The sequence below is a fragment of the Frankia sp. CcWB3 genome (assembly GCF_977927595.1).
In genome coordinates this window covers 7,499-18,713 of sequence record NZ_CDWRCK010000063.1, presented here as the reverse complement: position 1 = coordinate 18,713, position 11,215 = coordinate 7,499, and the positions used below count along the sequence as shown (strand labels likewise).

Here is an 11,215-nt window from a genome sequence, read left to right as displayed (position 1 = left end):
CAGTTCCTCGCCAAACACTGCCACTACCACCGCCAGGCCGTGAAGCTACAACTCAACTGATCACAAAAGTCGGGTTGGAGTACTAGAGCAACGGAATCACATGAATGGACATATAATATGTCGATTTTGGTGACCGGATAGTGCGACCATGCGTTCCGCGCTGTGGCGGATACTGCTGTCAGATCTTGCTAGCATTCAGATCTTGCTAGCATGTTGCGCATGTCGCGCACGATCACGCTCCGGCTCTCGGATGAGGCCTACGAGGCGGTCAAGCGGTACGCCGAGGCCGAGCACACCTCGATGAACGCCTGGGTCGAGGGCGTGCTTGACGCCGAGGACATGCGCCGGCGCTGCGCCGCGCATGGGGCCTGGGTGCGGGCCGACCCGGCGGTGGCCGGTGCGGCCCTCGCCTTCGGGGAGGCCAACCAGCGGGCTCTCGCGGTGTCGGGGCTGCCCAATCTCGCCGACGCCGCCGGGTGAGGCCACCGCGGCGCGGTGAGATCTGGACCGCGGGCATCGGGCCGGCGCCGCAGGCGGTGCTGGTCCTCAGCTCCACGGTCTACAACGAGATCGCCGACGAGCCGACCGTGCTGGTCGCCCTGGTCGTGGAGCACGCCACCGACGAGGGGTTCTGCGTCGACCTGGGGGAGGGGCAGTGGGCCGTGATGGGCCTGGTCACGTTCGTGGCCAAGGCCGCCCTGGGTGAATGCCTGCGCCGGGTTGACGTCCAGACGCTCACCACCGCCAACACCATGCTGTTCAAGATCTTGGCTACGCCCGAACGTTGACCTCACGGCAACCCCGGCATCATCACGGTTACGAGGTCCGCCGGAGGCGCGGATGCTTGTGAGCGCGGCCAGGGTGTCGTCACCGAGGGAGTAGCAGCCGTGGAAGTAGCGGATGCCGTGGGTGCGGTGGTAGGTGGCGTGCACGCGGTCGGGGTGCTTGCGTGGCGCCGGGCAGGTCCCGTGGCAAGGGCGGATGGACAGTGGCCCGAACTGGTCGAAGGCGAAAGCAGCGGTCGGGCAAGCGGCGGGTCACTTCCTCGATGCGGTCCAGCCTGGCGCCGGCGTCCGGGTCGGTGGTTTCCTTCCAGGTTCGGGTGCGCTGGAAGGAGATGGAGTGGTGGTGAAGCAGCTGCCGCAGCCGCTCCCGCCCGACGGTAACCCGGCGGGTGGGGTTGTGGCCCAGGTAGTCGGTCAGTCCACCGTCCACAGCCGTACCGTCTTGTCCCAGCTGCCGCTGGCCAGGGTACGCCCATCCGGAGAGAGCGCCACCGATGCCACGACACCTGTGTGGCCGGTCAGGGGTTGGCCGAGCGGGCGGGGGTTGGACCGGTCGGTGACATCCCACAGCCGTATCGTTCGGTCCTTGCTGCCACTGGCCAGGGTCCGTCCATCCGGAGAGAACGCCACCGGCATCACCGTGTCGGTGTGGCCGGTTAGGGGCGGGCCGAGCGGGCGGGGGGCGGTCGGGTCGGTGACATCCCACAGCCGTATCGTTCGCTCCTCGCTGCCGCTGGCCAGGGTGCGGCCGTCGGGGGAGAACGCCACCGAGCGCACCCAACCGGTGTGGGCAGCCAGGGGTTGGCCTAGTGGGCGGGCACTGGGCTCGCGCGGATTCCCGCTGCGAGCCACGCTGGTGATGAGGACGGTACCGGCGACGGTGAGAAGAAGCAGCACTGCGAGGGCGGCGGCGCGGCGGTGACGCGGCGGCGCGGCCGGCCGGGGACGGGACCGGGGGTGACGCCCACGGCTGGTGATGCTCCCGCCGGCTGCCCGGTCCGGCGGAGTGCTGCCCGCCGGACGCGGAGATGATACGCCGTCGGCGGCGGGCGGTGGCAGCTGCCAGGTAGACGCGGCTGGGTGTTCGGCGGCGGCGCGGACCTCGCCGTCGAGCTGTAGCGACATCCCCGACGAGGCGATCCACCCCGGGCCGTACGCGCTGGCGGCTGCCTGGGCGAGATCAACCGCGAACGCGTGCGCGGACGGCGCGGCCGGTCCGCCGGGACCTCGGCCAGCGCGCCCAGGACCACCTCTGCCACCGGCGCAGGCACCCCGGCGGGCGGCCGGATACCGCGGTCGAGGTGGTGTCGCCACGGCGCCTGTGCGGGCGGATCGAACGGCGCGGTACCGGCCAGCAGCAGATACAGCATCACCCCGAGCGCGTACAGATCTGTGGCCGGCCCCAGCCGGCTCCCCGCGATCTGCTCGGGAGCCATGAACAGCGGTGTCCCGATCACCGTGTTCGCGGTGGCCGTCACCCCACCCGCCAGTTTCGCGATTCCGAAATCGGCTACCTTCAACAAACCAGTGGTGTCGAACAGTACATTGTCAGGTTTGATGTCACGATGCAGCACACTCCGGGAATGCGCACACGACAGGGCCCCAGCCACCGCCAGACCGACCGCACAGGCCCCCTGCTGGCTCATGCCCGCCTGGCGGCGGGTCAGGGTCCCGCCGGCCAGCATCTCCATGACGATCAGACGCAGCTCGTCGGCCTCGACGTAGTCGTACACCCGAACGATGTGCGGATGATCCAGGCCCGCGAGGATCCGCGCCTCGGCGGCGAACCCGGCCGCCAGCCTGGCATGTCCCCCTGCGGCCAGCACCTTGATCGCAACATCACGCTGCAGGCCGCGATGCCAGCCGGCCAGCACCAACCCGAACGCGCCAGCACCGATCTGGTCACCCATTTCGTAGCCAGGAAGCGCCGCTGCCACCCGTGCCCGATCAACAATCATGATGCGGGCCTGACCCTACGCCGAGGTTCACCGACGATCGCCGCGAATAAACCCATTTTGCCCTGCACGATGCATGATCCTAGCGACCGCTCGCCGCACCCCGACAGCAGTGCGGCATGCTATCGAAGATCGGTGCTGGACGAGTCGACGATGTCCACGGACGGAGCGCACCAATCTTGTAATCGGGAGGTCGGAGCGAGCACACCTCGATGAACGCTTGGGCCGAGGGCGTGCTCGACACCAAGGACATGCGCCGGCGCGGCGCGGTGAGATCTGGACCGCGGGCATCGGCGGTCAGCCGGGCAGCGGCACCCGCGTCGGCGCACGTTCCGCGGTCGTGGACCCGCGCGCGACGGCCTCGACCACAGAGCCGTCCACGGTCTCCTGCTCCAGCAGCATCCCGGCGAGGGTGTCGAGGGCGTCGCGATGGGTCGTGAGCAGATCGACCGCCCGCGCCTCGGCCTCGCGCAGCAGCCGGGCGACCTCGGCGTCGATCAGGCGCTGGGTCTGTTCCGAGTACGGTCGGCTGACCAGCTCCTCCCCGCCGAGGTACTGCGGGTTCTGGGTACCGTAGCCGACCGGGCCGACCGCGGCCGACAGGCCGAACTCGCGCACCATGCGGGTGGCCAGCTGGGTCGCGCCGGTCAGGTCGGAGGAGGCCCCGGTGGACCCGTGGCCGAAGACGACGAGCTCCGCCGCTCGGCCGCCGAGCCGGACCGCGAGACTGTCGAGCAGGTAGCCCTCGGTATACAGGTGCCGCTCGGCCTCGGGCAGTTGCTCGGTGGCACCGAGGGACATCCCGGCCGGCAGGATCGTCACCTTCGCCACCGGGTCGGCGTGTTCGCAGAACGCCGCCACCAGGGCGTGGCCGGACTCGTGCACTGCGACGGACTTCTTCTCCTCGGGGAGCAGCGCGTTCGAGGCGTCGCGGCGGCCGAGCAGGATCCGGTCCCGCGCGGCGTCGAGGTCCTCGGCGGTGACGACCTCCCGGTCGTCCCGGACCGCGTGGATGGCCGCCTCGTTGACGACGTTCGCCAGGTCCGCCCCGGAGAAGCCGGGGGTGCCGCGGGCGATCCGGTCGAGGTCGGCGTCCGGCGCGAGGGCCTTGCCCCGGGCGTGCACCTTCAGGATCGCCAGGCGTTCGGACTGGGTGGGCAGCGGCACCGTGACCTGGCGGTCGAAGCGGCCGGGCCGCAGCAGCGCCGCGTCCAGGGTCTCCGGCCGGTTCGTGGCGGCCAGCACCACCACCCCGGTGTCCTGCTCGAAGCCGTCCATCTCGGCCAGCAGTTGGTTGAGGGTCTGCTCGCGTTCGTCGTTGCCGCCGATGACGTTCGCCCCCCGGCGCCCGCCGATCGCGTCGATCTCGTCGATGAAGATGATCGACGGTGCCCGCTTGCGGGCCTCGGCGAACAGGTCCCGCACCCGGGAGGCCCCGACGCCGACGAACATCTCGACGAAACCGGAACCGGTGATGGACAGGAACGGGACATCCGCCTCGCCCGCGACCGCCCGGCCGAGCAGCGTTTTGCCGGTACCGGGCGGCCCGACCATCAGCACCCCGCGCGGGCCGTGCGCGCCGACCCGGGTGTAGTGCTCGGGATGGCGCAGGAAGTCGACGACCTCACTGATCTCCTGCTTCGCGCCCTCGTACCCGGCGACGTCGCTGAACCTGGTCGCCGGCCGTTCCGATTCGGTGATCTTCGCCTTCGACCGGCCGAACATGCCGATGCCGCCCAGGCCGCCCATCTTGCGGGCCTGCCGGCCCGACCAGACGAAGAACCCGATGAGCAGCAGCAGCGGCAGGAAGCTCAGCACGACCGACCAGAACGACGTGCCGGCCCGTGTCCCGGTGATCTGCACACCCTTCGCCCGCAGTTGGCCGGTGAGATCACCGGTGTCCAGGGCGGTGGGGATCTGGGAGGTGAAGTCCTTGCCGGTCTTGAGCGTGCCGTCGACGGCGCCGCGGTCGTCGACGGACACCGACCGCACGGCGGCGGCATTCACCCGATCGAGGAACTCGGAGTACGTCAGCGACTCCGGCCGGACGGCGAACAGGCTCGGCCCGATCAGTAGCAGGAACGTGATGAACAGCCCCAGCGGCAGCAGCAGGCGGCGCCAGCCGGGCATCGGCGGCGGCGCCGGCTTGGGTGGGGTGTCCTTCGGTGGCCCGGGACGCGCCTGGGTGGACGGGTGGAGGGTCCCGAGACGGACCGGGGAGATCACCTGGTTCTCCTGTCGTCCGAAGTTCTTCGTCCGTAGTTCTCCTGCCGTCAATTCTCCGGCCGTAGTTCTCCGGCCGTCCGAACATGCCGCTGGTCCTTTTCTACCAGGGCTTCTGCCGGGGCGCGTTCCACCGGAGGCCGATCAGGCCCCGGAACCGGTGCTGATCCGTTCCCGGTACCGGCTCGCCCGGTAGACGCCGAGGATGCGGTGGTCGGCGTAGAAGGACAGCTCCTCGAAGGCGCGGGCGACGGCCGGCTCCTCCGGGCTGCCCTCGATGTCGGCGAGGAACTGGGTGGCGACGAAGCCCCCGCCCACCATGTAGCTCTCCAGACGGGTCATGTTGACCCCGTTCGTGGCAAAGCCGCCGAGGGCCTTGTAGAGCGCGGCGGGCCGGTTGTGCACCTTGAAGAAGAACGTTGTGACGATCGGGCCGACACCGGCGGCCGCGCGCAGGTTCTCGCCGGACAGAATCAGGAACCGCGTCGTGTTGTGGTCCGCGTCCTCGAGATCGGCCTGGAGGATCTGCAGCCCGTACGCCTCGGCGGCGAGCCGGGAGGCGATCGCGGCCCTGGTCGGATCGCCGGCCTCGGCGATCTCCCGGGCGGCCCCGGCGGTGTCGGCGTGGGCGACCGCCGTCAGACCCAGCGTGCGCAGCGCCTCCCGGCACTGGGCCAGCGCCTGGGGATGGCTGTGCACCGTCTTCACCTCGTCGAGGGTCACCCCGGGCAGGCCGAGCAGCTGGTGACGGATCGGCAGGAAGTACTCGCCGATGATATGCACCCCGGGGCGGGGGAGCAGATGGTGGATGTCGGCGACCCGACCCGCGGTGGAGTTCTCCACCGGGATCATCGCCAGGTCCACCTCACCCTCCTCCAGCGCGGAGAAGCACTCGTCGAAGGTCTGGTAAGGGACCGCGTCGTAGTCTGGATAGACGTCCCGGCAGGCGATGTGGGAGTTGGCTCCCCGCTCGCCCTGGAACGCGATCCTCTGTCGGGCGGTCATCCATGTCCTCGAATCCGCTGGATCGGGTACCGGCTGGGTCCGTACCGGTGCCGGTGTTGCCCCCTCGACCGTACAGTTCCCGGGCGACAGTCCCCGTGCCCGAGAGCGGGCTCAACCGTCGGCGGCGAGCGTGTGCGGCAGCGTCCGTGGTTCCGTCTCGGGCGGGAGCAGGCGGAGGCCGGCATGCAGCAGCACGACGCCGCGGCGGCCGACGAGCACCGGATCAAGCAGGATCTCGGCGATGGCCGGCAGTTCCTCCCCGAGCCGGGCGACGCGGTGCAGCAGGTCGGCCAGGGCGTCGGTGTCGGCGGCGGGCGCCCCGGAGCCGCCGAGCAGCAGCACGCTGCCGCGGATCTCCTGGATGAGCTCGGCCGCGTCCCGGTCGGTCAGCGGCAGCGTGCGGGAGAGCGGGTCGACGAGCAGGTCCGCGACGACCCCGCCCAGGCGCAGTGAGAGCAGCGGACCGACGATGGGATCCTGCCGCAGCTGCACCACGGTCGAGACCCCGGCCGGGGCCATCGGCTGCACGAGCATGTCGCCCGGCCCGACGGCGGCGCGGATGGCCTGCCAGGCCTGCGTGAGCCCGGCCGCATCGTCGACTCCGAGTTGGACGGCGCCGACGTCGAGCCGGCTGCGGAACCGTTCGTCGGCGATTTTCAGCGCCACCGGCCACCCGAACGCCTCCGCCGCGGCGAGGGCCTCGGCCTGGTTGCCGACCCGCCGGCTCGGCCAGGCGCGCAGGCCGACCCCGGCCAGCAGGGTCGCGACGGCGGCATCGGGCAGCCACGCCCCGTCCTTCGGGTATCGCTCGGCCTCGGCACGGGCGCGGTCCAGGCCGATGCCGGCCAGCACAGGGACGCTGCCCTGGTCCCGGGTCCGCCAGGCGGCATGATCGGCCGCGCGGGACAGCGCGAGCGCGGCCGACTCCGGCGAGGCGTAGGACGGCACCGACCCCGGGCCCGGGGTACCCGAGCCGTCCCGGACAGCCAGATGGGCAGGGATCCCATCCTGCCCGAGAAAGGAGGCGAGCACCGGCAGGCCGCTCTCGACGGCCACCGCGCGCACCGAGCTCGCCAGCCGGTCGACCTGCGCGTGCGGGGTGACCAGGGTGATGATCGCGTCGACGTCCCCGGAGGTCGCGACCGCGCGCAGCGCGGCGTCGAACCGGTCCGGATCGGCCAGCGGCCCGAGATCGACGGGGTTCGTGGCGTGCCGATGGCCGACCAGCGTGGCGAGGCCGGCGCAGGTCGACGCGGACAGCGCCGGCACGCCGAGCCCGTAGGTACGGCAGGCGTCGGCGGCGAGCGCCGCGAGCGCGCTGGAGGTCCCGACGATGCCGACCCGCCGGCCGGCCGGCAGCGGTTGGCAGGCCAGCAGTTGGGCCGTGTCGAACAGCTGGCTCAACGTGTCGACGCGGATCACCCCGGCGCTGCTGAACAGGGCGTCGATGTCGCTGTGGGCGGCCTCCCGCCCGCTCTTGAGTGCCACGACCGGCTTGTGCCGGCTGAGCTCGCGGGCGATCCGGGCGAACCGGCGTGGGTTGCCCAGGCTCTGCAGATGCAACATGACCACGCCGGTTCGTGGATCGGAGCGCCAGTACCGCAGCAGGTCGTTGCAGGAGACGTCCGAGCGGTCCCCGATCGAGACGAACGTGGAGATGCCCAGGGCGCGCCGGGAGGCGTCGGTGAGGAACGTGCCCGCGAGCGCCCCGGACTGGGTGAACAGGCCGACCCGGCCGGGCGGGGGGTCGCCGACCGCGAAGGTGGCGTGCAGCCGGACCGTCGGGACGGTGTTGATGACGCCCATCGCGTTCGGCCCGATCAGTCGCATGCCGCCGTCACGGGCGATCCGGATAACGTCCGCGAGCCGGGCCCGTCCCTCGTCACCACCGTCGGCGAAGCCGGCCGCGACCACAATGACGCCGCGTACCCCCTTCTCCGCGCAGGCCCGCATGACCTCGGCGACCCGTGGCGCCGGCACCGCGACGACCACGAGGTCGATCTCGACTGGGACGTCACACAGGTCCCGGTAGGCGTAGACGGATGCCACATGGGTTGCCGCGGCGTTGACCGGATAGACAGAGCCGGTGAACTCGCTGGCGAGCAGCCGGCGGAAGACCTCGTGACCGACCGAGCCCGGCTCGCGGCTCGCCCCCACCACGGCGACCGTGCGCGGGTGGAGCAGCCGGGCGATGCTGCGCGACTCCGCCAGGTTCTCCCGCAACGGATGCCTCCTCGCCGGTTCCTCGCTGGCTCCTCGCTGGTTCGTCGCCGGTTCCCGTCGGCGGTGGGGAAGACCGCGACGCCGGCGCGACGCCGTCCGGAAGCGAGATTTACTCGTGTCGTCGCGGGTAGGTCCGGGTACGTCCGGACAGCATCAGGCAGTCAGCGAGGTGACCATCATGACCGATCCTGGGACGTCGCGCCTCCCGCGGGACGACGCGAAGCAGCAGCAGCTCGACGCCGTCCGAGTCGGCGACGACGGCGCCCGCATGACCACCGACCAGGGGATCGGTGTCGAACACACCGACGACTCGCTCGCGGCGGGGGAACGCGGTCCGACGCTGCTGGAGGACTTCCACTTCCGGGAGAAGCTCACCAGGTTCGATCACGAGCGCATCCCCGAGCGGGTCGTCCACGCCCGCGGTGCCGGTGCCTACGGGTACTTCGAGGCGTACGAGTCGCTCGCCGACGTGACCCGGGCGCACTGCCTGGGCGAGGCCCGCCGGCGTACCCCGGTGTTCGTACGGTTCTCGACCGTCGGCGGTTCCCGCGGTTCCGCGGACACGGTCCGGGACGTACGCGGATTTGCCGTCAAATTTTATACCGAGGAGGGTAACTTCGATCTCGTCGGTAACAACATGCCGGTATTCTTCATTCAGGACGGTATCAAGTTCCCCGACTTCGTCCATGCGGTGAAGCCGGAGCCGCACAACGAGATCCCGCAGGCATCCTCCGCGCACAACACCCTGTGGGACTTCGTCAGCCTCGTCCCCGAGTCGATGCACATGATGATGTGGCTGATGTCGGACCGGGCACTGCCGCGCAGCTACCGGATGATGCAGGGCTTCGGCGTGCACACCTTCCGGTTCGTCGATGCCGCCGGGCAGGGGACCTTCGTCAAGTTCCACTGGCGGCCGAAGCTCGGCACGCACTCCCTGGTCTGGGACGAGACGCAGAAGATCGCGGGCAAGGACCCCGACTTCAACCGGCGGGACCTGTGGGAGTCGATCGAGAACGGTACGTTCCCGGAGTGGGAACTCGGCGTGCAGCTCGTGCCGGAATCCGACGAGCACGCGTTTGACTTCGATCTTCTCGACGCGACGAAGATCATTCCTGAGGAGCGGGTGCCGGTGCGGCCGGTGGGACGGCTGGTGCTCAACCGCAACCCCGACAATTTCTTCGCCGAGACCGAGCAGGTGGCGTTCTGCGTACAGAACGTCGTCCCCGGCATCGACTTCACGAACGACCCGCTGCTGCAGGCCCGGCTGTTCTCCTACCTGGATACCCAACTGATCCGGCTCGGCGGCCCGAACTTCGCCCAGCTGCCGGTCAACCGGCCGGTCGCGGCGGTGCACAACAACTCCCGCGACGGTTACGGGCAGCATCGCATCCAGCAGCGCCAGACGTCGTACTTCCCGAACTCGATCAGCGGCGGTTGCCCGGTGCTCTCCGATCCGGCGCACGGCGGGTACGTGCACTACGCCGAGCGGGTCGACGGGAACAAGATCCGTAAGCGGAGCGAGAGCTTCAAGGACTTCTACAGCCAGGCCACCCTGTTCTGGAACAGCATGTCCTCCTGGGAGCGGCGGCACATCGTCGACGCGTTCAGCTTCGAGCTCGGCAAGGTCGACTACACCCAGATCAAGGAGCGTGTCCTGGGACATCTCGCCCAGGTGGACCACGAACTCGCGGTCGGGGTCGCCGAGAACCTCGGGCTGCCGGTGCCACCGGAGAGCACCCCGAACCACGGACGGTCCTCACCCGCGCTGAGCCAGGCCGACCAGCCCAGCGGGGTGGCCACCCGCAGGATCGCGGTGCTCGCGGCGGACGGCGTGGACGAGGTGGCATTGCGTTCGGCCACCGCCGCGCTGCGCGAACAGGGCGCGATCCTGGAGGTTCTCGCGCCGCACGGAGGCATGCTCGCCACGGTGTCCGGCGACGCGCTGCCGGTGGACCGAACGCTGGTGACCATGTCCTCGGTCCTCTACGACGCGGTGTTCGTCGCCCCGGGCGAGCGCGGTGTCACCGCACTGACACACAACGGCGAGGCCGTGCACTACGTCGGCGAGGCGTACAAGCACGCGAAGCCGATCGGCGCGGTCGGCGCAGGGGTGTCGTTGCTCGAGATCGCCTCCTTGCTGGGCGCGCGGGTCGCTGACCAGGGTGACGCGGTGGTGTCCGACCGGGGTGTCGTGACGGTCCGCGACCTTGTGGGGCCGTCCGTGCTCGACGACTTCGGTTCCGCGTTCACCACGGCCGTGGCCGCCCACCGGCACTTCGACCGCGCGCTGGAGGCCGTCGCCGCGTAGGGCCGGGCGCCGTTGTTGCCGCGTTGCCGTGTTGTTGCCGATGGTGCCGATGTGCCAGATCGTGACGGTCAAGGCCCGTCAGGTCTTCGAGGAGGCCGGGTTCGCGCGTGATCACGGTGGTCCGCCGGCGTCGTACCGGCGGCGGGCCGAGCCACGCCACGAAGCATCGATGAGGTCTCGATTCCGTTCCATCCCTGACCGGTCATCTTCTCCAGGGACCGAACCTCGATACGGACCCAGGTTCCTTTATCGCTGGCGAGGCCAATTGAGCGTCGCTTCCGCACCACCGCGGTTCGGTCAAGGCGAACGTCTAGGGACCGCTCGACACGTTTCAAGACATCGTCGTAGAAACCAGACCTGAGATCCAATTTAGCGCGGACTTTCGGCACGATGGGAGCCCTATCTCTCGTCGCTCGGTCGGATTGTTGCCCGTCCGGTAGCGATCTTCGAGCACCACACGGACGGGCAACAGTAGTGAAGACGTGTTAAAGTGCTATCTTGGCGCCCTGCGGACGCCGTATCGGCTGTCAGGCCGTGAACTCTCCATCCGTCACACCATGCACGAACGCCGACCATTCCGCATCGGTAAAGACCAGCGCCGGCCCGGTTCCATTGTTCTTACTGTCCCGTAGGGCGACAAGGCCGCCGTCAAGGAACGCAACCTCGACACATTCACCCTTAGGGGACGTAATGAAGTAACAAATACGTGATCGAGA

General features: G+C 69.8%; 7 protein-coding genes and 2 pseudogenes. 3 read left to right on the top strand and 6 right to left on the bottom strand.

All coding sequences use genetic code 11. The features are described 5' to 3' along the window. Positions 1-219: 219 nt before the first annotated feature. Together ACY5KJ_RS07420 and ACY5KJ_RS07415 are read left to right on the top strand one after the other, a co-directional pair. Positions 220-480, top strand: a complete 261-nt coding sequence (locus ACY5KJ_RS07420) for a toxin-antitoxin system HicB family antitoxin (protein ID WP_035911300.1) — start codon at positions 220-222, stop codon at positions 478-480. Next, positions 477-788, top strand: coding sequence for a MazF family transcriptional regulator (locus ACY5KJ_RS07415; RefSeq protein WP_462187406.1), 312 nt, complete (start codon positions 477-479; stop codon positions 786-788). The genes ACY5KJ_RS07420 and ACY5KJ_RS07415 overlap by 4 nt, the downstream gene beginning before the upstream one ends. Before the next feature lie 48 nt (positions 789-836). Here the strand turns inward: ACY5KJ_RS07415 and ACY5KJ_RS07410 are convergent. From ACY5KJ_RS07410 to ACY5KJ_RS07390, 5 genes and pseudogenes are all read right to left on the bottom strand, one after another. Continuing rightward, positions 837-1,203: pseudogene (locus ACY5KJ_RS07410) on the bottom strand (IS630 family transposase); the annotation flags it as partial. A gap of 2 nt (positions 1,204-1,205) precedes the next feature. Then, positions 1,206-2,743, bottom strand: a pseudogene (locus ACY5KJ_RS07405) (WD40 repeat domain-containing serine/threonine protein kinase); the annotation flags it as partial. Positions 2,744-3,037: 294 nt separating this feature from the next. Continuing rightward, a complete protein-coding gene (ftsH, locus tag ACY5KJ_RS07400) occupies positions 3,038-4,966 on the bottom strand; it encodes an ATP-dependent zinc metalloprotease FtsH (protein ID WP_462187405.1) in 1,929 nt (642 codons plus the stop codon). A 141-nt stretch (positions 4,967-5,107) separates the two neighbouring features. Next, the gene (locus ACY5KJ_RS07395; protein ID WP_462187404.1) at positions 5,108-5,968 is read right to left on the bottom strand and encodes a prephenate dehydratase; all 861 of its coding nucleotides are present in this window, start codon (positions 5,966-5,968) and stop codon (positions 5,108-5,110) included. Positions 5,969-6,079: 111 nt separating this feature from the next. Further along, entirely contained in the window at positions 6,080-8,191 is a 2,112-nt protein-coding gene (locus ACY5KJ_RS07390) for an acetate--CoA ligase family protein (RefSeq protein ID WP_462187403.1), read from the bottom strand. Between the two features lie 178 nt (positions 8,192-8,369). On the opposite strand from ACY5KJ_RS07390, the gene ACY5KJ_RS07385 reads away from it, so the two are divergent. Beyond that, on the top strand, positions 8,370-10,499 hold the full coding sequence (locus ACY5KJ_RS07385) for a catalase (protein ID WP_462203049.1): 2,130 nt from the start codon (positions 8,370-8,372) through the stop codon (positions 10,497-10,499). Positions 10,500-11,026: 527 nt separating this feature from the next. Here the strand turns inward: ACY5KJ_RS07385 and ACY5KJ_RS07380 are convergent. Continuing rightward, positions 11,027-11,191, bottom strand: coding sequence for a DUF397 domain-containing protein (locus tag ACY5KJ_RS07380; RefSeq protein WP_462203050.1), 165 nt, complete (start codon positions 11,189-11,191; stop codon positions 11,027-11,029). Positions 11,192-11,215: the final 24 nt, after the last annotated feature.